The 20,664-nt window shown below is 60.4% G+C and carries 22 protein-coding genes and 1 pseudogene; 11 read left to right on the top strand and 12 right to left on the bottom strand.

The annotated features are described in order from the left end of the window. Positions 1-52: 52 nt before the first annotated feature. From HBO11_RS03185 to HBO11_RS03170, 4 genes are read right to left on the bottom strand one after another with little or no spacing between them, the layout of a single operon-like run. Complete coding sequence (locus tag HBO11_RS03185) at positions 53-1,372, bottom strand: sensor histidine kinase (protein ID WP_169957030.1); 1,320 nt, start codon at positions 1,370-1,372, stop codon at positions 53-55. After that, positions 1,369-2,037, bottom strand: coding sequence for a response regulator transcription factor (locus tag HBO11_RS03180; RefSeq protein ID WP_169957029.1), 669 nt, complete (start codon positions 2,035-2,037; stop codon positions 1,369-1,371). Before HBO11_RS03180 ends, HBO11_RS03185 begins: the two co-directional genes overlap by 4 nt. Beyond that, positions 2,037-2,351 carry a PepSY domain-containing protein gene (locus tag HBO11_RS03175; protein WP_169957028.1) on the bottom strand — a complete coding sequence of 105 codons (315 nt, stop codon included), beginning with the start codon at positions 2,349-2,351 and terminating at the stop codon, positions 2,037-2,039. The genes HBO11_RS03180 and HBO11_RS03175 overlap by 1 nt, the downstream gene beginning before the upstream one ends. After that, positions 2,351-2,659, bottom strand: a complete 309-nt coding sequence (locus tag HBO11_RS03170; protein ID WP_169957027.1) for a PepSY domain-containing protein — start codon at positions 2,657-2,659, stop codon at positions 2,351-2,353. Before HBO11_RS03170 ends, HBO11_RS03175 begins: the two co-directional genes overlap by 1 nt. 159 nt (positions 2,660-2,818) lie before the next feature. On the opposite strand from HBO11_RS03170, the gene HBO11_RS03165 reads away from it, so the two are divergent. From HBO11_RS03165 to HBO11_RS03120, 10 genes and pseudogenes are all read left to right on the top strand, one after another. Then, on the top strand, positions 2,819-3,898 hold the full coding sequence (locus HBO11_RS03165) for a patatin-like phospholipase family protein (protein WP_169957026.1): 1,080 nt from the start codon (positions 2,819-2,821) through the stop codon (positions 3,896-3,898). A gap of 91 nt (positions 3,899-3,989) precedes the next feature. Next, positions 3,990-4,571 carry a hypothetical protein gene (locus HBO11_RS03160; RefSeq protein WP_169957025.1) on the top strand — a complete coding sequence of 194 codons (582 nt, stop codon included), beginning with the start codon at positions 3,990-3,992 and terminating at the stop codon, positions 4,569-4,571. Positions 4,572-4,574: 3 nt separating this feature from the next. Continuing rightward, the gene (locus HBO11_RS03155) at positions 4,575-4,787 is read left to right on the top strand and encodes a helix-turn-helix transcriptional regulator (RefSeq protein WP_169957024.1); all 213 of its coding nucleotides are present in this window, start codon (positions 4,575-4,577) and stop codon (positions 4,785-4,787) included. A gap of 301 nt (positions 4,788-5,088) precedes the next feature. Further along, on the top strand, positions 5,089-5,484 hold the full coding sequence (locus tag HBO11_RS03150; RefSeq protein ID WP_169957023.1) for a hypothetical protein: 396 nt from the start codon (positions 5,089-5,091) through the stop codon (positions 5,482-5,484). Positions 5,485-5,624: 140 nt separating this feature from the next. Further along, entirely contained in the window at positions 5,625-5,981 is a 357-nt protein-coding gene (gene queD / locus HBO11_RS03145) for a 6-carboxytetrahydropterin synthase QueD (protein WP_003190259.1), read from the top strand. A 67-nt stretch (positions 5,982-6,048) separates the two neighbouring features. Next, positions 6,049-6,195, top strand: a pseudogene (locus HBO11_RS03140) (DNA mismatch repair protein MutT); the annotation flags it as partial. Positions 6,196-6,377: 182 nt separating this feature from the next. After that, a complete protein-coding gene (gene codB, locus HBO11_RS03135) occupies positions 6,378-7,646 on the top strand; it encodes a cytosine permease (protein ID WP_169957022.1) in 1,269 nt (422 codons plus the stop codon). Positions 7,647-7,748: 102 nt separating this feature from the next. After that, positions 7,749-8,984 (top strand): cytosine deaminase, encoded by a 1,236-nt coding sequence (codA, locus tag HBO11_RS03130; protein ID WP_169957021.1) that lies wholly within the window; start codon positions 7,749-7,751, stop codon positions 8,982-8,984. Positions 8,985-9,165: 181 nt separating this feature from the next. Next, positions 9,166-9,828 carry a carboxymuconolactone decarboxylase family protein gene (locus tag HBO11_RS03125; protein WP_169957020.1) on the top strand — a complete coding sequence of 221 codons (663 nt, stop codon included), beginning with the start codon at positions 9,166-9,168 and terminating at the stop codon, positions 9,826-9,828. A gap of 137 nt (positions 9,829-9,965) precedes the next feature. After that, a complete protein-coding gene (locus tag HBO11_RS03120; RefSeq protein WP_169957019.1) occupies positions 9,966-11,117 on the top strand; it encodes an MFS transporter in 1,152 nt (383 codons plus the stop codon). A 13-nt stretch (positions 11,118-11,130) separates the two neighbouring features. On the opposite strand, the gene HBO11_RS03115 is transcribed toward HBO11_RS03120, so the two are convergent. Together HBO11_RS03115 and HBO11_RS03110 are read right to left on the bottom strand one after the other, a co-directional pair. After that, entirely contained in the window at positions 11,131-11,745 is a 615-nt protein-coding gene (locus HBO11_RS03115) for a type III secretion effector protein (RefSeq protein ID WP_169957018.1), read from the bottom strand. Beyond that, positions 11,735-12,082 (bottom strand): hypothetical protein, encoded by a 348-nt coding sequence (locus HBO11_RS03110; protein ID WP_169957017.1) that lies wholly within the window; start codon positions 12,080-12,082, stop codon positions 11,735-11,737. Before HBO11_RS03110 ends, HBO11_RS03115 begins: the two co-directional genes overlap by 11 nt. Before the next feature lie 301 nt (positions 12,083-12,383). Between HBO11_RS03110 and HBO11_RS03105 the strand changes: the two genes are divergently transcribed. Further along, the gene (locus tag HBO11_RS03105) at positions 12,384-12,698 is read left to right on the top strand and encodes a hypothetical protein (protein WP_170058778.1); all 315 of its coding nucleotides are present in this window, start codon (positions 12,384-12,386) and stop codon (positions 12,696-12,698) included. A 128-nt stretch (positions 12,699-12,826) separates the two neighbouring features. Here HBO11_RS03105 and HBO11_RS28570 read toward each other — a convergent pair whose 3' ends face one another. The 6 genes from HBO11_RS28570 to HBO11_RS03075 form a co-directional block, all read right to left on the bottom strand. Further along, positions 12,827-13,657: a hypothetical protein gene (locus HBO11_RS28570; RefSeq protein WP_262380943.1), complete on the bottom strand. Its 831-nt coding sequence runs from the start codon at positions 13,655-13,657 to the stop codon at positions 12,827-12,829. A 204-nt stretch (positions 13,658-13,861) separates the two neighbouring features. Continuing rightward, the gene (locus HBO11_RS03095; RefSeq protein ID WP_169957015.1) at positions 13,862-16,267 is read right to left on the bottom strand and encodes a TonB-dependent receptor; all 2,406 of its coding nucleotides are present in this window, start codon (positions 16,265-16,267) and stop codon (positions 13,862-13,864) included. Between the two features lie 84 nt (positions 16,268-16,351). Continuing rightward, the gene (locus tag HBO11_RS03090) at positions 16,352-17,320 is read right to left on the bottom strand and encodes a FecR family protein (RefSeq protein ID WP_169957036.1); all 969 of its coding nucleotides are present in this window, start codon (positions 17,318-17,320) and stop codon (positions 16,352-16,354) included. A 32-nt stretch (positions 17,321-17,352) separates the two neighbouring features. Further along, on the bottom strand, positions 17,353-17,853 hold the full coding sequence (locus tag HBO11_RS03085) for a sigma-70 family RNA polymerase sigma factor (protein WP_169957014.1): 501 nt from the start codon (positions 17,851-17,853) through the stop codon (positions 17,353-17,355). A gap of 259 nt (positions 17,854-18,112) precedes the next feature. Then, positions 18,113-18,979 carry a hypothetical protein gene (locus HBO11_RS03080; protein ID WP_169957013.1) on the bottom strand — a complete coding sequence of 289 codons (867 nt, stop codon included), beginning with the start codon at positions 18,977-18,979 and terminating at the stop codon, positions 18,113-18,115. Further along, positions 18,976-20,658 carry a caspase family protein gene (locus tag HBO11_RS03075; RefSeq protein WP_169957012.1) on the bottom strand — a complete coding sequence of 561 codons (1,683 nt, stop codon included), beginning with the start codon at positions 20,656-20,658 and terminating at the stop codon, positions 18,976-18,978. Before HBO11_RS03075 ends, HBO11_RS03080 begins: the two co-directional genes overlap by 4 nt. Between the last annotated feature and the right edge of the window lie 6 nt (positions 20,659-20,664).

Genomic DNA, 20,664 nt, shown 5'->3' with positions numbered 1-20,664 from the left:
GTTACAGGAAAAGCCTTGTTGCAAATTCCTACAGATCGGAAGCAAGGTGCCATCAGACCTGGCGTCGGGGCAGCTCGATCAGCACCTTGAGGCCGCCCAGTTCACTCTCGTGCAACTGCAATGTGCCACCCCATACCTCGACGATATCGCGCACGATCCCCAGCCCCAGGCCGTGGCCATCGGTCTGTTCATCCAGGCGGGTGCCGCGGCTGAACACCTGGGTGCGCTGGGCCTCGGGAATCCCCGGCCCGTCATCCTCGACCCGCAACTGAAAACCGTGGGGCGCCTCGTCAATGCTCACCCGCACTTCGGCATCCGCCCATTTGCAGGCGTTGTCCAGCAGGTTGCCCAAGAGCTCCAGCAAGTCCTCGCGATCCCACGGCAGTTGCAGGCCGGGGCGAACGTGGTAGCTCAGGTCCAGGTGCTCGCCGTGAATCATGTTCAGGGTCGCCAGCAGGCCCGGCAATTCGCTGTCGCAGTCGAACAACGCACCGGGCAGGGTTTCACCGGCAAGGCGCGCGCGATTGAGTTCACGGTTGAGGCGTTGCTGCACCTGCTGTAATTGCTCGCGCAGCAGCTTGGCCAGTTGCGGCTGGTCCTTGAGCTGCTCGCTGGAGGCCACGCTCAACAGTACCGCCAGGGGGGTTTTCAGGGCATGCCCGAGGTTGCCCAGGGCATTGCGCGAGCGCTTGAGGCTGTCTTCGGTGTGGGCCAGCAGGTGGTTGATCTGCGCCACCAGCGGCTCCAGCTCCACTGGCACCTGGGTGTCCAGTTGTGAGCGTTGGCCTTGTTGCAGTTGCGCAATCTGTTCACGCGCGGTTTCCAGCGGGCGCAAGGCCCGGCGCACGGTGACCCTTTGCAGGATCAGGATCAGCAGCAACGCCGCCAGCCCGAGGACCAGGCCGACCTGGCGCATCAGGCGAAAACTTTCCCGCACGGGCGTGTAGTCCTGGGCCACGCTGATGGAAATCGACTGGCCGAAACGCTTGTAGTCCGAACGCAGCACCAGCAGTTGCTGGCCTTCCGGGCCCAATTGCAGGTTGCCCTGCAGGCCGGCCTGGGGCAGTTGCGGCAGTTCCTGGTCCCAGAGTGAGCGCGAGCGCCAGTGGTGGTCGCTGAAGTCGATACGGAAATAGTGCCCGGAAAACGGCCGCTGATAGGCCGGTGACAAGCGCTGCTCATCCAGTTGCACGCCGCCAGGGCCGCGCACCAGGGCCACCAGCAGGTTTTCGCTGTCATTGCGCAAACCCGACTCCAGGTAGCGCTGCAAACCCATTTCAAACAGCCACAGGCTGGTTTGTGCCAGCACCAGGCCGACGATCACCATCACGCTGATCAGCCCCAGGCTCAACCGCCGCTGGATCGACCTCACGCGGGGCTGGCGCCAAAGCGATAACCCTGGCCGCGCCGGGTTTCAATCACGCTGCGTCCCAGCTTACGCCGCAGATGGTTGACGTGGACCTCGAGGACATTGGAGTCGCGCTCGGTCTCACCGTCATACAAATGCTCGGCCAGGTGGCTTTTGGAAAGGATCTGTTCGGGATGCAGCATGAAGTAACGCAACAGGCGAAACTCGGCAGCGGTCAGTTGCACCTCGGCACCGTCGCGCATCACGCACTGGCGGCCTTCATCCAGATGCAAGCCTGCCGCCTGTAAGGTCGGCTGGTTGGCCTGGCCATGGGAGCGGCGCAACAACGCCTGGATGCGCAGGTACAGCTCTTGGGGGTGGAACGGCTTGCTCAGGTAATCGTCGGCCCCGGCCTTGAGCCCTTCGATGCGCTCGGCCCAGGAGTCGCGGGCGGTGAGGATCAACACCGGCGTCGCCAGGGCGGCGGCGCGCCATTGGCTCAACACCTCAAGCCCAGGCAGGCCGGGCAGGCCCAGGTCGAGGATGATCAGGTCATAGGGCTCGCTGCGCCCCTGATACACCGCGTCACGCCCGTCCGCCAGCCAATCCACGGCATAACCCTGGGCTTTGAGCCCGGCCAGCAGTTCATCGGCCAACGGTACGTGGTCTTCCACCAGAAGCAGGCGCATCAGTCATCTTCCTCGTCTTTAAGCAGTGCGCCAGTGGTCGCGTCCAGTTTGATTTCCCGGACCACGCCATCAGTGGTCACCAGTTCCACTTCATAGACATAGCTGCCGTGTTTGCTCTCTAGCTCGGCCTCCAGCAACCGGGAGCCGGGATGCCGCGCCATGGCCTGCTGCAACAGTTGTTCAAGGGACAGGATCACCCCCTGCTGGCGCAGTTCCAGAGCTTCATCCTGGTTGAGGTCCCGGGCAGCCACCACCGAGCAAAAGGCCAGGAGCACCAGCGCCAATCGACTGCCGGTGCGTAGATTTACCTTCATTACGTATCCTGATGATCCTTGAGGACTTGCCCGGTGACAGCGTCCAATTCCACATCCCACTCGACGCCTTGGGCATCGCGCAGGTCAACCTGGTAAATATATTTGCCGTATTCCTGCTCCAGTTCGGTTTCATGCACGGTGCCACCTGGATGTTTGGCCAGGGCGGCGGCATTGAGCTTCTCGAAGGACTGGATGGTACCAGCGTCACGCAATTTCAGCGCTTCATCCGGCCCCAGGTCCCGCGCCTGGGCCAGGCCGGTGGTCAGGGCGATGATACTGGCGGCGACAATTGCTGTGAGGTTTTTCATGACAAGTCTCCATTTCACAATGTTTTACCTACGGCCCCCACAGTACGACGCGCAACTTAACTGAAACTGAATTGCCACTATGGCAATTGTCCCACAACACCTTGCCAGCCCCCTGGGGAAATTTCCTATACTGCCCTGCTCGCCTGCACAGAGATCGGTATGACGGCCATCCACATCAAGTTCCCAGCCCTGACGCTCAAGGCTGGCCAGCGCGCCTTTACACGCATTCGCGAGCACGGCCTCAAACCTCAAGACGTGGGGATTCTGCCCGGCGCGGCCGGGGGCCCCAAGGCCTTGGGCATTCAGGGCCTGGACCTGGCGTTGTTCGGTGACTGGCTGGCACGCGCGCCCCGCGAGCGCGCGCTGATTGGCGCATCGATCGGCTCCTGGCGCTTTGCCAGTGCCTGCCTGCCCGACCCGGTACAAGGCCTGCTCGACCTCGGTCGCCTGTACAACGAGCAACGTTTTGCCAAGGGCGTGACCATGGCCGAGGTCAGCCAGAGCTGCCAGCGCATGCTCGATGACTTGCTGGCCGGGCGCGATGCAACGCTGCTGGATAACCCGCACTATCGCCTGAATATCGTGGTAGTCAAAAGCCATGGCCTGCTCGCCGATGACCACCGTGGGCGCCTGGGCCTGGGCCTGTCTTCGGTGATCGCCGACAACTTGCGCGGCCGTGCGCGACTGTCGCGGCACTTTGAGCGGCTGATCATCCACGACCCGCGCCAGGCCCCACCGCTGCACCCACTCAAGGATTTCCCGTCGCGCTTCCTCGACCTGGAACTGGGCAACCTGCGCCAGGCCTTGCTGGCGTCCGGCTCGATCCCCATGGTGATGCAAGGCGTGCGCGACTTGCCGGGCGCCGGGGCCGGCACCTATCGCGATGGCGGCCTGCTGGACTACCACCTCGACCTGCCCTACCACGGTGATGACATTGTGCTGTACCCGCACTTCACCGACAGAGTCATCCCCGGCTGGTTCGACAAGAGCCTGCCGTGGCGGCACAGCAGCCCGCAGGGTTTGCGCGATGTATTGCTGGTGGCCCCTTCACGGGACTACCTGGCCCGCCTGCCCTACGGCAAATTGCCGGATCGCAGCGACTTCAAGCGCTTTATGGGGGACGACACCCGGCGCAATCAGTACTGGCAAACCGCGATGAATGAGAGCCAGCGGCTGGGCGATGAATTCCTTGAACTGGCCGATAGCGGTCGATTGGGTGAGCGTTTGATTGCACTCTAAGCATTGGCCACTGTTTTTTTTCGCAAAAAATTATTGTAATTCGATAATTATTCATGGATTATTCTTCCATCAACCCCGTATGGATCAACCCATGAGCAATCACCTGCATACCGTCTCCACCAACACCCGGCTGCGGTCCATAGGCGCGTTTGCCGCACTGTTGGCGTGGTCGGTCGCGCTGATCGAATTCGGCGCGCCGATTTTGTACTGGATCTTCGACTATCCCACCGCCCTGGCGGAGTATCTCAATGCCTACGGCGAGCAGATGCCTTCGCTGTTAGCCCCTGGCTACCAACCGGCCCTCTGGATCATGGGCCTGGTCCTGGCCCTGGAAATGCTGCCGATCAGCCTTACAGTGCTGGCGCTGGTGCTGACAGGGATCTTTTTCATGCGCCTTTCTAAGGGGCACATCTGGACCGAGGCCAATATCAAGATCCTGTGGTGGATGGGCCTCCTATTCATTGCTACCCCGCTGCTGGCACCGGTTGTTTCCACCCTGCAAGGCTTGGTCCTGGCGATTGAAATGCCGCCTGGCGAGCGCACATTCAGCCTCAGTGTGGGTGTATCATCCGCAGCCATCTATGCAATCATACAAGGCATCTTTCTGTGCGCATTCTCATTGATAGTGGCCGAATCAAAAGTTATCGACGATGAAAACAAAAGCATCATCTAACCCATGACAATCATTATTCGATTGGACGTCATGATGGCGAAGAAAAAGATTCGCTCCAACCAACTGGCAGATGCCATTGGGATTACCGAAGCCAATCTGTCGCTATTGAAAAATGGAAAGATCAAAGGCTTCAAACTCGAAACCCTGAACAAGCTGTGTATCGCCCTGGATTGCCAGCCAGGCGACTTGCTGGAGTTCGAGAGCGAAGACGCCTAGCTCTGGAATGGGCTGCCTGGCTTGCGGGCAACCCTGTAAGATACTGATCAATTTAACGCGGACCTCCCCCCTATGAAACCCATAAAGTTCCTGGGCCTCTTCACTATCGCCCTGATTACTGGCTGTAGTAACAGCAGTTACGACCCTTCCTCGTTCAAGTTTTATGAACCAGGCACGCAGTTCGGCAACCGCTACGGTTCATCTTTCTGGTTGAATACTCCCTGCCCTAAACGTGGTTGCGATAACAACAAGTTGTTCTTCAATCCAGCCCATCAAGAAACAACTTTGGAAAGATACAACCATGCATTCTAATCGCAAAAAACTGTATAGCCTTGGCATGTTCCTGCTTCTGGCGGCCGGCCACGCAAACGCGCAGGACTTGCCCAATCTCTCGCTTCTCACTCGCTATGGCGTCACCGAAGACCAGTTGCCGGCAGCCCCCACCGACCTGGCACTGAACACCGAGCCGACGAAAAGCCGCTTTGAAATCCAGCCCGAACGGCCATTGATCCGGGTGGAGAAAAACGGCGACCTGGTGTCCGAAACCACCGGCAATATCAGCATTGATAATGCAGCCGCCCAAGGCCAGGTGCAGTGTGCTCGTGCGCACGCAGAACTGGAGCGCCGCGGGTCGCAGAGTTCATTGGCCTGCGGGGATGGGGTCAAGGTCAGTACTACGTTATGGTCCCAGGAATAACCATGCTTTACACACGCCGCCAGGTCGCCCGATAAACAGGTTAGAATGCGCGCCACGTCGGTCGCCTGGGCCCATCAAGCGCTCACCCGACCCTGACAATCGCACACCGCCCTAGAAACTCCTGCCTTACAGGTCATACCGTGGAAATTTTCAAAGAGTTCACCTTCGAGTCCGCCCACCGCTTGCCTCACGTCCCCGAAGGCCATAAATGCGGGCGCCTGCATGGTCACTCCTTCAAGGTGGCCATCCACCTGAGCGGCGACCTCGACCCGCATACCGGCTGGATCCGTGATTTCTCGGAGATCAAGGCGATTTTCAAGCCGCTCTATGAGCGCCTCGACCACAACTACCTCAACGACATACCCGGCCTGGAAAACCCTACCAGCGAAGTGCTGGCCAAGTGGATCTGGAATGAGTTGAAGCCGTTGTTGCCGGAACTCAGCGCTATTCGCATCCATGAGACCTGCACCAGTGGCTGTATTTATCGCGGTGAGTAATTCGCTGCTGTGCTCGGTGGCAACAGCGATTAAAACCAGGCCTTGAAGTACACCAAGCAAGCCCACCATGGCATCAGGCTTTGAAACCACCGACGTTGGTTTCTTCAGACTCGACGACCTGCCACCGCTATCACGCGGGCGCACCATCGAGAGTGATCTTGCAGCAGCCTTCGCCTTTCACCGCGGCGAAATCAGCCAGACCCTGTTCGACTGACACCCTGGCACGGTGATCCAACTTGTATCACCGCTGCACCGCTTTTGTGCCTGGCTGGGCCTAACCAACAAGCAATCCCAGCCTCCTGCCCTTCCCCGCGCCCGAATACTGTGCAACCTGCACAGCCCCCACTTGGCACGGGCGCTGCAACAAGCCCCGGGTCACTCACAGGGGAACGGCACATGACGCAGAACGAACCGGGCAACGATTACCCTCTCAGCGAAGTGCCCATGCATGCACGCAAGGGCCTTGGCTCCACGGCCATGGTGTTGCTGGGCTTCACTTTTTTTACCGCAACCATGTTTGCTGGCGGCAAGCTGGGGGTGGCCTTCAGTTTTACCCAGATGCTCGGTGTCGTGGCCCTGGGTAACCTGCTATTGGGTATCTACGCCGCAGGCCTGGGTTATATCGCCTTCAAGAGCGGCTTGAACTCGGTGCTGATGGGGCGTTTCTGCTTTGGCGAAGTGGGTAGCAAATTAAGTGACCTGATCCTGGGGTTCACCCAGATTGGCTGGTACGCCTGGGGTACCGCCACGGCGGCCGTGGTACTGGGCAAATATTTCGAATTGGGCCAGGGCAGCGTACTGGCACTGATGGTGCTGTTCGGCCTGGTGTTCTGCGCCACGGCCTACGTGGGCTACCGGGGGCTGGAAATCCTCTCCTACATTGCCGTCCCGGCCATGGGCCTGCTGCTGTTGCTGTCGATGTGGGTGGCCACCGTAAAAGTCGGCGGGCTGCAAGGCTTGCTCGCGGTGGTGCCCAGCGCGGAGCTGGATCTGTCTACGGCCATTACCCTGGTGTTCGGCACCTTTGTCAGCGGTGCTACCCAGGCCACCAATTGGACGCGTTTTTCCCGCTCGGCCAAGGTCGCGGTACTGGCCAGCCTGATCGGCTTTTTTGTCGGCAACGGCCTGATGGTGCTGATCGGTGCCTACGGCGCCATCGTCTATCAGCAACCGGATGTGGTGGAAGTATTGCTGCTGCAAGGTTTCGCCATGGCGGCGATGGCCATGCTGCTGCTCAATATCTGGAGCACCCAGGACAACACCATCTACAATTTCGCCGTCGCCGGCTGCAACCTGCTGCGCACCAAACGCCGCAAGACCGTAACCCTGGTCGGCGCCTTGATCGGCACCCTGCTCGCCTTGCTGGGCATGTACGACATGCTGGTGCCCTACCTGATTTTATTGGGCACTGTGATACCACCGATTGGCGGGGTGATCATGGCCGACTTCTTCTATCGCTACCGCGGTCACTATCCACGGCTGGCAGACGTGCGCTTGCCGGCCTTCAATTGGCCGGGGCTGATTGCCTATGCAGTGGGTACGGTGCTGGCGTTCAGCTCGCCATGGGTCGCGCCCCTGGTGGGGATTATCGCGGCAGCCGCTACCTACATTGCACTCACTGCCGCCCTACGGGTGCGCGTACCATTGGCTGACATCCAGGCATGAGCCTGAGAGCCCCGACACTCCAATGACCGTCGGACATCGGCGTCGCGCTGATGATCTGGCGGCTGTCTGCCTGATTGCTGTTTGCCCAAGAGGAACTTGCCCATGCATATCATCAACGCCCGCCTGCGCAACCGTGAAGGCCTGCATGATCTGCACCTGGAACATGGCCGGATCGCCAGCATTACCCCACAAACCGTCACGCCGCCCCTGGGGCCGGACGACCTGGATGCCGCTGGCAACCTGGTAGTGCCACCGTTTGTCGAGCCGCATATCCACCTCGACGCCACCCTCACTGCCGGCGAGCCGCGCTGGAACATGAGCGGCACGCTGTTCGAAGGGATCGAGTGCTGGGGCGAGCGCAAGGCCACCATCACCCAGGCCGACACCAAGACCCGTGCCAAGCAGACCATCCAGGCCCTGGCAGCCCATGGTATCCAGCATGTGCGCACCCACGTCGACGTCACCGATCCGGACCTGACGGCGCTCAAGGCCATGCTCGAAGTGCGCCAGGAGAGTGGCCACCTGATCGACCTGCAGATCGTGGCGTTTCCCCAGGAAGGCATCGAGTCCTACCGCAATGGCCGCGAACTGATGGAAGAAGCCATTCGCCTGGGCGCCGATGTGGTGGGCGGCATTCCCCATTTTGAGTACACCCGCGACCAAGGGGTCAGCTCGGTCAAATTCCTCATGGACCTGGCCGAACGTACGGGCTGCCTGGTGGACGTGCATTGCGATGAAACCGACGACCCGCATTCGCGCTTTCTCGAAGTGCTGGCCGAAGAAGCGCGCAGCCGCGACATGGGTAGCCGGGTCACGGCCAGCCACACCACGGCCATGGGCTCCTACGACAATGCCTACTGCGCCAAGCTGTTTCGTCTGCTGGGGCATTCTGGCATCAGCTTTGTGTCCTGCCCCACCGAAAGCATTCACTTGCAGGGCCGCTTCGACAACTTCCCGAAACGCCGGGGCGTGACCCGGGTCAACGAGCTGTTGGAAGCCGGCATGAACGTGTGCTTCGGCCAGGACTCCATCGTCGATCCGTGGTACCCACTGGGCAACGGCAATATCCTGCGAGTGCTCGAAGCCGGGCTGCATATCTGCCATATGCTCGGCTACAGCAACCTGCAAAAAGCCCTGGACCTCGTCACTGACAACAGTGCCCAAGCCATGGCCCTGGGCGACCGCTATGGCCTGGAACCCGGGCGGCCGGCCAACCTGCTGATCCTGTCGGCAAACAGCGACTATGAAGTGATTCGCAGCCAGGGCCTGGCGCTGTATTCGATCCGTAATGGCAAGGTGCTGATCAAGCGCCAGCCTGCGCAGGTGGAGTTCATGTAGGTCAGCCCCATTCGCACGCTATCGCCGACACCGCACACCACCTGCACCATTGGTGTGCATGACCCTGGCAAAAACAGCCACTCGCCCTACACTCCTAGTTCCCCTGGATGGACGTTTTCATCAGGCCGAAGTCCGTGCGCAGTCGAGCAAACGCCGTCCTCATTTTCTCGGAGGATGCACCATGAAGACCCTTGCCCCGCAAAGTCCCGTTGAAACGCTTTACCGCGAAGGCCGCAAAACGTTCATTGAGCTGGTACCTGATGGCGGCGCACGCCTGGATGCGTTGTTCCATACCGCACCGGCCCTGGGCGAATTGGCGGTCGGCGTGGTGTATGGCTATCTGCATGATCGCCCGGGCCTCGATCCGCGCCTGCAGGAAGCGGCGATTTTTGCCGCGATCGTCGCCGCCGGCATGGTCGGCCCACCGTTGAGCGTGCACTTCAAGACCAGCCTGGCCCAAGGCTTGGCGCCTGGGGAGTTGACCGAACTGCTGCTGGTCGCCTCGGCCTTTACCGGCTTCCCGCGCGCCGTCGCCACCGCCGATCAACTCAACCTGCTGTTCGCCGGGGCCAACCTGCCCTCGCCACCACCACCGACACCCCGCGCCGTGGCGCTAGCGTTTTGCGACAGTGTGCGCCGCGGCCACCCGTCATTCCCGGTGGACGCCCAGGCTCGCAAGCTGCTGCGCAAACCCCATAAGCTATCGCTGCAAGCCACGGCTGCGGACCGAGTAATGGTAGAGAGCTACATCGGCCAGGAAACGACGCCCCGTGGCACGGTCGTGGTGCGCGTCGACGGCGCCGACGTCGTGCAAGTCAGGGCGTATCTGCCGGCAACCACCTGACCCGAGAGCCAGCAGTATCCGCTGCTGCAGCAGGAAAGTTCGCGATCGCCAAGGGAACCTGGCTCGCTCCACAGGGCCTGATGTGCAAGGATGTCGCGCCGGACATCGTTCGCTGAACGCAAAAACCAAGGACTTTCATGACTGCCATCCCCACCCCAGCGCCCGTGGTTCCTGGGCGCCTGGAACAAATGTCGACCCGTATCGCGTTTTTTATTGCCGGCTTCGGCATTGCCGCCTGGGCGCCTCTGGTGCCCTATGCCAAGGCCCGCGCAAATCTCAACGAAGGCACCCTGGGCCTGTTGCTGTTGTGCCTGGGGGTGGGCTCGATCATTGCGATGCCGGTGGCCGGCGCGCTGGCTTCACGCTATGGCTGCCGGCGCGTACTCAGCGCCGGCACGCTCCTGCTCTGCGTGGCCTTGCCGATGCTGGCCACCGTCAGCTCGATACCCTTGCTGATGGCAGGATTGTTTCTGTTTGGTGCGGGCCTGGGCACGGTGGACTCCACCGTCAACCTGCAGGCGGTGATCGTCGAACGGGCCAGTGGCAAAACCATGATGTCGGGCTTCCACGGGTTGTTCAGCCTGGGAGGGATTGTCGGGGCGGCGGGGGTCAGCGCGTTGCTGGGCTTGGGGCTGTCACCGCTGTCGGCCACCCTGGTGGTCATCGTGATTACCCTGGCCGCCCTGCTCAAGGCGGCCCCGCACTTGCTGCCCTACGGCAGCGAAAGCTCCGGCCCCGCCTTCGCCATGCCCCACGGGGTAGTGCTGTTTATCGGCTGCCTGTGTTTTATCGTGTTCCTGGCAGAAGGTGCCGTGCTCGACTGGAGCGCGGTGTTCCTCAGTGACGAACGCGGCCTCGACGAAGCCTATGCGGGCCTGGGTTATGCGGCATTTGCCCTGACCATGACCATCGGACGCCTGACCGGCGATGCCATTGTGCGTCGCCTGGGGGCCAAACGGGTGATCGTGATCGGCGGCTTGCTGGCCACTGCCGGCATGCTCCTGGCTACCCTGCTCCCAGCCTGGGAAACCGCGCTGCTGGGCTATGCCCTGGTAGGCGCCGGCTGCTCCAATATCGTCCCGGTGTTGTACACCGCAGTCGGCAAGCAGACCGTCATGCCGGAGCATATTGCAGTGCCCGCCATTACCACCTTGGGGTATGCCGGTATTCTCGCCGGCCCCGCGCTGATCGGCTTTATCGCCCATGGCAGCAGTTTGAGCGTGGCCTTTGTGTTGATCGCCGCGCTCCTGCTGGGGGTGGCGATCAGCGGGAAAATCCTGCGGGTGTAACGCGCTCAAGACCCTACAGGGTCTTGTTGTTTTCCAGCCAGCCGTCCAGGTCCTTGTTGCTCAACCAGCCCTTCTGGTAATGGCTGCCGTAAAGGCGTCGCCAGCCAGAATGGATGCGTTCCAGCGAGTTCAAGAGCCTGGGGCGGTCCACCAGGTTTTTTGACATGTACACCAGTTGTTCGCTGTACATTTTTTTCGCTAACCCCGTGACGGGGTCCCGGATAACGGCGCCTTCCTGGTCCGTTTCGTCCGGGTCCTTGCTGATTGAAACAAGCCGCTCGATCTGCACGTAGCCGACGCTCTCGAAAAAGCCCGTGCGATCCCGGGACCTGTCACGCAGTTCATCAAATGCCGCCCTGAACGCCTGCACCAGTTCGACGTTGGTCTTGGCGTGAAAGGGATCCGAACTGAAGGCATTCGGGTCGCTGTTGCCAAACACTCCCTGTACCGCTTTGGACAGGCTTTGCCGCGTAATCAAGCCCTCCTCGTCGAGGATCGCGTCGATCAGGCGCGGGCGCTGGAGCAGGGCCTTGGCCAGCAGAATGGCGTTATTGAGCGCTGGTGTGTCCGTCATTTTTTCACCCGCGATCCGTCGCAACGCCACCAGTTTCAAGCCTTCAGTTTTCATGAAAGTTTTCCAGCACGGAAAAATGATCACCCAAGGCCTTCACCAACTGGCTATCCGGCAATTGGGTATAGGGGTTCATATGGGAGGTACGCGCCGAAGGCGTGTTTCTGAGTTCCTGATGATGCAGAGTGACTTCGTCAGGCGTGGCCCACCGCAAGGGGCGCCGGAAACCCGAAGATCGAATCGTGCTGGGCAGAGGCTGATTATCAACCTGCCACCCACGCGGCGTGCTCTCGATTGAAGCAGCATGAGCTTTCTGTTGTGCGTCATCCGGTATCGCATCATGGCGGCTCGTAACATCAGGCCGCAGGAGAGGTACCCCACCGTCAATTGCCATGTTTCATATCCACCTTTTCTAGATCCATACTCAGACCGGCTATCACCACCGTCACTACAAGGGTGGTTTCCAAAAAGCGCAAAGTATGTGGCCAAGCACCGGCAATGGTTCCGGGGCGGTCGATCATTTTCGATGACTACATGTAAACAACGGAGGGGGCCTGGGCGCGGCTTCAGTCAGGTTTTTGGGGCGGCAATGCCACGGATTTCGAAACACCCAGCATGGCCTTTATTGCATTGATCAACCCCACCGTGGTACCCGCCGTTGTCGACACATCAGAGCCTGGCGTCGCGGTGGCTCGGTGAGCAAGCATGCCTTTGGCGAAGTCATCCGCCGCCGGGGCCTTGAATGTGTACTGTGCGGAAAAACCCTTCGCTCGCTGAACCTCGGCACCTCCCTCGCCAGCCACGCCCTGGTGCTGAGCATCGAAACGTTGGCACTGCGCGCGGGTTTCGCAAGGTGGTGCAAGAAGGGATTGTGGCAAGCCAGGAGTTTGAGTTCCAAACGACGTAGAAGTCATGTCAACACCCTCTCTTTGAGTGAAACCGTCGGCGTCATAAAGGCCGTCAGTTACAAGCTATGTGGCAGACCGCTGAAAACAGTTCCTGTTCATTGAAGTGGCAGGCGATGAGCGGACGCTGGCACTTTCAGCCAGCCCTGCCATCGTTAATGGCCGAACCGGGAAACACGGCGTAATACTCGCGGCCCATCCCGGTTCTATGCTTGCGCTGCAATACCCGCGGCTTAACGGGACAACTTCTTCAAGGCTTGTCTGCTGATCCTGCCGTCATAATCGGGGCTGGCCGTATTGTCCATTTGTTGGCGCAGGTTCGAGCGGTTATTGACCTCCCTGGCCAGTTGGGTGAGTTGGTCCCGGTACGGGTCACCCGTCAGCGGGCGCTGGGCCTTGGCATCGAGATCGGCGAACTTGATGTCTTTGTTCCAGAAATTTCCTTTCAACTGATTGAAGTTATTCAGCATGTCCTTGGCCAGCTGTGCGTCGTCCTTGAACTTCAACGGGTTGTCCGAGCGTATGACGTCATAAATGTTTTGTCGGGTGAGTTGGGCATCCAGCGCCCCCGTACGACCGTCACGGTCTAGCGCCTTGAGCAGGTCCGGACGTTTCAGGATCTCCCTGGCCAGCCGGGTGTCCTGATCCTTGCTCGAGTAGCCGGTCAGGGGCATCTGTGCCTTGTCTTTCAGACCTTGGGGCGTGATGTAGGACGGGTTGCTCGGATCCTTGAACGACTGGAAGTTATCCAGCAGTTGCTGGGCCAACTGATCATGGCTGCGTTTTGAGTAGATAGGATCAGGCTTCTGCGCAACAGGCCTTGGCGGCGGCCCCCCATAGGACGCAGGCGCAGCCCCCCGAGCTGCATCGCCCTGTGCCATCGGCTGCGGTGCTGCGAACACCGGCCCCGACTGACTCTGCGGCCCGCTGAAACTGGGCCCCTTGGAGGCTGCCCCGGCGGCCGGCGCCGCAGCGCCCGAGGTGCTGGCCTTTGCCTCAGCCCCTTGAGGTGTGGCGTCATTCGGTAGTTTGACGACAGGCTGATTGAATGCAGTTACCGACATAATGTTCTCCAGTGCGGCTTGTTGACACAGTTCACCTCACGGTCCCAGGCACCCAGACAATGGGTGCCCGCACACGATGAGCTGAAGGTGTGTGGCAGGCCTACGGAGTTCGGTTCCGCAAAGTGCAGAAAATCACAAAATAAAGGTAGGAAACGCGTCCCTACGACCCTTCGCTTTCGTCAGAAGGATCGTAGGAAGCACGCGTCAGAACCCCACGCTCGCCTGCACAAAGAACGTACGGGGCTCACCCAGGTAGATCCCGGAGTTGTTATCGCTGGACCGGGTGTAGTGCTGCTGGTCGAACACGTTTTTCACCCCCACGCCCAGCTTCAGGTTCGACAGTTGCGCGCCAAAGTCATAGCCACTGCGCACGTTGACCGACACATACCCCGGGATATCACCGTACTGGCCGTCCGCAGTCGGCTGGGTGATATAGGTGCTGGTGGTACCTGGCGCCCGCTGCCCGGACTGGGCATACGCATCCAGGTTATGGGTCCAGCGGTTGACCGCATAACGCAGGCCCAGGGTTGCCACTTGCCGCGAGTACAACGGCAGGTCACGACCCTTAAAGGCCACATCACCTTCGGAGGTCGCCTTGGTGTAGGTAAAGCCGGCATTTGCGCTCAGGCCATCCAGGCGCGGGTCAAGGTTGGCCAGGTCGTAGCGGGCAGAGGCTTCGATACCCGCATGCTTGGTGGCGCCCAGGTTGGTCCAGCCCACGTCATTGCTGACGTACTGCAATTCGTCGGAGAAGTCGATGTAGAACAACGTCACTTCGCCGCCCCACACATTGTCGTTGTAGCGGGTGCCGACCTCGTAGGTCTTGGCTTTTTCCGGTTGCAGGCCATTGGCCGTCTGGTCGCCATTACCGCCCTGGCCCAGCTGGAAATACTGCAGGCTGCCGAAGGACGTTTCGTAGTTGGCGAACAGTTTCCAGGCGTCGGAGACGTGGTACATCACGCTCAGTGCCGGCAGCGGTTCGTTGTTCTTGATCTCGCGGCGCTTCTCCTGGACGGGAGTGCCATTGAGTGCCAGCACCGGGCGGTCATGCCATTGGGTGCGGATGCTTTCAAAGCGGATACCGGGGGTAATCGTCCATTTGCCCACATCGATCTTGTCATCGATATAGAACGCGTTGGCTTCGGTGCCACCGGTGCGGTCCTGGTACACATGGCCATCACTCTGCGGCCCCGGCGTAGGGACGTTATTGGTCAGGTTCAGGCGTGTGGCCTGTTCGTGCATGCCTTCTTTCAAGTAGCGGTAGCCCACGCTGACTTCCTGGCTGGTGGGCCCCAGGTCAAAGACATGGGACACCTGTGGCTCGATACCGAAGGTGTAGTAGGTACGCGGATAGGAACCGATAGTAGCCAGGTCACGGTTGGCGATGTTGCTGCCACGGAAGCTGTCGGAATAGTAGGTCAGCACTTGCGCCTGGGTACGGTCGTCGATCTGACGGATGTACTTGAACGAAACATCCTTGCGCCGGCCGCTGAAGTTGTCCCAGTCGCGCACCGACTGGTAAGGGTTGGCGTCGAACTGCTTCTGGGTCAGGCCGCCGGGCATGTCGGCAGTGGCGTCGTAGTAATGGAAGTTGAGGGTGAAATCGTCCTGATCGGTCGGCGCCCAGTGGGTCTTGAGGATCACATCGTCGATGTCGTTCCCATTGTTGCTATCGCGATAACCGTTGCCATTGACCCCGGAATACAGGAGCGCCATGCCAATGCCATTGTCTGCGGTGCCACCGATGAAGGCGTTGTCGACATGTTTCCAGCCACCGTGGGAAGAGGTTTGCAGGGTGGTGCCGACCTCACCGGAAAAGGTCTCGGGGATCGCCCGGGTCACGAAGTTGATCACGCCGCCGACGTTCTGCGGTCCATAACGCACGGAGCCAGCGCCGCGTACCACGTCGATGCTCTCCAGGTTGCCGGCGGAAATCGGTGCCATCGACAACTGGGGCTGGCCATAGGGCGCGAACGCCGCAGGAATACCGTCGATCAGGACCGTGGAGCGTGGCGACAGGCGCGACGTCAGGCCACGTACACCGACGTTGAGGGAAATATCGCTACCGCCGGTGCCGTTGGACTCCTGCACCTGCACCCCGGGAACCCGGCGCAACACGTCGCCGACATTCATCGCGCCCTGCTCCACCATGGCTTCACGCCGGATCACCGTACGCGCGCCGGGATGGTTCTGCACCACTTCGGCATTGGCATCGCCCAGCCAATCGCCCACGACCTTGATCGAGGTCGCGCCAAGCTCCAGGGGCGAGCCCGCTTCACCAGTGCCCGTGGCGGCCGGATGCAATGTCACCGAGCCCGAATCGATCTGGTACTCCAGGCCGCTGCCTTGCAGCAACTGGCGCAAGGCCTGTTCCGGCGACAGGCTGCCATCGACGGCCGGGGCTTGTTTGCCTGCCACCATCTGCGGGCTGAAAAACACTTGCAGCGACGTTTGCTGGCCCAATTGGCTCAGCGCCGCGCCCAAAGGCTGGGCCTTGATATGGATGGCATCGTCGGCATAGGCCGCAGGCAGTGCGGCATTGATCGCCAATGCCAGGGCCAGGGGCGCCCAGCGCCAGGTTTTATTGTTGTTCGCAGCGAGTTTTTTCACGTCGTAATCCCAGGAAAGCGCGGCTGTTAATGCAAACCAGTTGCAGTTGGACAAGAAGACGAAGAACTCGGAAAAAACCTGAATCTAACGTGAAATTATTTCCTGGCTGCCGTCCGGCAGCGTGCGCAGAGCCACCGGCAGGATGTGCGGCAAGGCCTTGAGCAAGGCATCGGTGTCGTTGGATTTGAACACGCTGGTCAGGCGCAACTCGCTGGCCGCGGTGCTGACCCGCAAGGGTTTTTCGCGGTAGCGCGAGACTTCCCGCGCCACCTCGGCCAGGCTGACGTCGTTGAACACCAGCTTGCCGGTCTGCCAGGCCAGCAGTGCCTGGGCGTTGACCGGGCGGGCCGCCGCGACCGCGCCCTGGTTGTCGATGGATGTCCCCAGGCCCGCCGTCAGTGTGACCACCGGCTGCGCGGCATGCCCTTGCACCTTGACCGTTCCCGCCTCGACCACCACGCGGGTCTGGTCATCGTCGCGGCGTACATCAAACCGCGTGCCGGTAACCGTCACCTGCCCGGCCCCGGCCCGCACCACAAAAGGCCGGCTGGTGTCGTGCTCGACGCTGAACAGCGCCTGGCCCTGCTTGAGCTCTATCCCACGCCGGCCCTTTTCGTAGTGCACCGCCACCACGCTGCGGCTATTGAGGTCCATCAGCGAGCCGTCGGGCAACGCCACTTGGCGACGCTCACCCAACACCGTGCTGAACTGCGCGTCGTACACCGCCGGATGATCCAGGCCGCTGAACAGCCCAAGACCCACGGCCACCGCCAGCACACTAGCCGCCATGGCATAGCGCACTGCTCCACGCCGCTTGCGCGGCACAGGCGTATCGACCAGGGCCTGCAAACGGCGCTTGGGCAGCAGGTCGGCGGCGCTCCACAGCCCTTGCAGCACCTCGAATTCGTACTGGTGGGCGGGATGCTCCCCACACCATGTGTCGAAAAGACACTGGTCCGCATCGCTCAGGGGCTGATCCTGCAAACGCACGAACCACAGCGCCGCCTCGTCACGCACCGCTGCGCTGCCACAGGCACACTCACGGGTATCCATCATGGAAGATCCTGTTTCAAAGCGGGCATTGGTCATGGGGCCAGCGCGTCCAGGCGCTCGCGCAGATGCCGCAGGGTGCGGATCATATACTTTTCCACCATGTTTTTAGACAACCCCAGGCGCTCGGCGATTTCCTGTTGGGTCAGGCCCTCGACCTTTTGCCAAATGAAAATCTTGCGGCAATTGAGGGGCAATTCGGCCAGGGCCCGCTCGATGGAGTCCGCCAACTGCACTGCATGCATGAAATGCTCCGGGTCGCCACTTGGCGGCGCACTCTGGTCAAGACCTTGCAGCTCCATTGCTTCACGCCGGTCGGCACGGCGATAGGCATCCACCGCAATATTGCGCGCCGTCTGGTGCAAATAGGCACGCGGCTGCTCGACCAGCGCCGCCTTGGACTCCAATACCCGCACGAATGTATCGTGGGCCAGGTCCTCGGCCTGCTGGCGATTGCGCAAGCGGCGCGTCCAGGTCCCGACCAACTCCTCGTAGTACGCGAAAAAGCCTGGTCTGCGGGGCGGCTGAGGAGTCATCGAGGATGCACTGGGTAGGCGGGGCGTGAATAGTAATGCTTCCTATTAATGGGAGCAATTACTGACCGTCGCCCTGGCTGCGATTGCCGCCAATGTCGATCAGTTATGGTGAGAATCCAACAGACACCGGTAAACCCGGTGGGAGCTGTCGAGCCCCTGCGAGACTGCGATGGCGTCGGCACTGCTTACCGCCGCTATCGCAGCCTCGCAGGGGCTCGACAGCTCCCACCTTGGATTTTCACGAACGTTGACATTGCGCTCACTTAACTAACCGTTGATGCATCCACGTTGCGACGGTTACATCATCAAGGTAGCCCGCAATACCATGCCGATTGGCCATATGGTTACTCACGCCGTTGAAGTTCTCGATGCCGGGTGTGATGTTCCAGCGGGTAGCGTCCAGTGGATACAACGCCACCGCATCGCCCGGATCATAGGCATTGAACCACTGCTGCACACCCGCAGGCATCGACAATGCAGGGGGCGTGAGCATTTCGCGTACCGTATTCAGGCCCAGGGGCGAGCCAACCGTCACCAGCCCCACCACGTTGGCTCGACGCCCGAGCTGTTGCAACGCGCGGTACGCAACAATCGATCCCAAGGAGTGGGCCACTATCACACAGGGCTCATCGCCAATGGCCGCCTCTACGATGGCGGTAATGCGGTCCGAGACTACGGGGTAAGCCAGATAGAGATAGACATCACGAGTGAAGCGATCAAGAGCGGCTTCACCCAGGGCGGTGCGCTGATCCACTGCACGTAAAAGCGCCTGAATCCAGGGCGAACTGCCAAGGCCTTTCTCGGTGCTGTCCTCATCGAGAAAAGCCTGGATCTGCGCATCGGTCACGCCATTGGCGGTCGCGATGTCCTGCAAAAATTTTCCACGAAAATCATCCTGCGCCTGTTCATCGCCACGCAGGCGCACCCCACGCGCCAGCGGGGTGCTGAGGGCCCGGGTCAGCTCATCCAGTACGTCGGCGTAAAACGCCATCGTCACAGACAGCCCTTCGGGGAGTGGAAGACCGGACTCCCCCCAGCCGATATACAGCGAGTCCAGCCATAATTTTTCCAGGGCTTCCCGGGTGCTTTCCTGTTGATCTCGCCCGTGGATGAATACCAGTTTCATGGGAAACCCCTACTGAAATATCGTTCTAGAATCGCCGACCCCTTACCGGAGAATGTCGTCCACAGTGACGGCTCCAGATAACGCCCAGCCTCTAGCAACTGCTTGGGCATTGTCTCAGTCAGATTCCCCAGCAACGACCACCCCTGCGCCAGCATGGGCACACCGGGCATGCACTTATGCACGGCCTGCTCCTGATCGGTGCCCGCCCACGCAAGCATTGCCACATCGAAAGGAATGGGTTGCAGGCCATCTGCCATATGCTGGTAAATCCCTCTGACACTCTGCTGATCGCCTGCCTGGTGATAGGCATACGCGGCATAAATGCCCAGCGTTGGGTCCATGCGCCTGAAGAAACGCAGATAACTGGGCAACACAGCTGTTGTATCAGGCAAGTGGAAGCTGCCTTGACGCGCAGCCACCGCGACAAAAGAACGTCGCATATCCAGATAGTGATAGTTACGCATAGGAATACCGGCGGCCGACGGCGTGTAATTGACCGTAGCAATACGCCCATCCTCAATAATCACGGTGCCGATAAATCCGGGAATAACTGACAGCAAGCTACTGGTGCCATTTTTGAAACGCAGGTAAAGCGCCCCTGGCTCCAAACCGCTGATCAGGATGCTCGGCCCATTGCCGCGAAAGGTGATCTGGTTCTGTTTGATTACGTAAATAGCCTCGACTTCGTCGCCCTTGATGTGAAACCCCGTGTGCATGTCCGTCTGTTGGTCATCCATCGCCGCCATTAATCGCTCCATCTCGGCATCCAAAGCCTCGCGGGGCAGCGGTCGACCAGGTTTGGGGATCAGCAGCACCTTCCGATACCACTGCATGCTCCCTCGATCAGGCTCGGGCTCAGTCAGGGCTGTCTTAGCGACATCAATCGCTCGCTCGGCACCGGCATCAATCGTTGCCAGAAACTTGGGCAACGCCGACTCCACCCGCGAGTCCGGGCGCTGGAACAGCGCCACAGACACCGCCGCTGCCGCTCGGGGAATAGCGTCCTCAAGGTGCAGTTTAAGCGGACGTGATGCAACCACATGCTTTTGCACGCCGTCGTCGCTTTTCACGGTTTCGATCACAGTTTCAATATCGCCCCGCAAAGCGGTCAGCATGCAATCGGTCAGCAGCCCATAGTGACGCTTGTCCGCATCGTCAGCCGAGACCTCCAATGCCGGATCTCCCGGCAGCGCTGCATAAAACACATCCACTTCGGGTGCTTTGCCGCTCGAGCGATGAGCAGGAAATATCCGGTAGCCGTCGACCATGCTCACCTGAAGGGTTCCCGCCAGGGACCGGCATGCATCCGAAATGATCACAACGTGTTCGATACCGCACTGACGCGCCAGGCTGATCGAGCCATTGACGTTGATGGCATGGTTGGGATTCCTGCCCACCTCGGACAATAGCCACAACTCACAATCCGGGGCTCTCAATACACCATGGCCGGAAAAGAACACCACCAGTTGAGAGCACGTCCTGCTCTCCACGATCTTACTGATCGCCTCGAATATCTCCTCAGGCCCCACGACCTTGCCGTCAGCATCGGAAAAAACTGTGGTCTCGAAACCTTGCTCCCTGCCCCATTCCCCCACCTGCTCAGCCCCAGAGGCCGCGCCACGCAGTACAGGAAAATGGCCGGCGCGGTCGACGCCGATTGCGATTAATGCTTTTTTCATAGGTCT

Source organism: Pseudomonas sp. WS 5010 (assembly GCF_012985565.1).
In the GTDB taxonomy this organism is placed as follows: domain Bacteria; phylum Pseudomonadota; class Gammaproteobacteria; order Pseudomonadales; family Pseudomonadaceae; genus Aquipseudomonas.
This window is presented reverse-complemented; position numbering and strand designations above follow the sequence as displayed.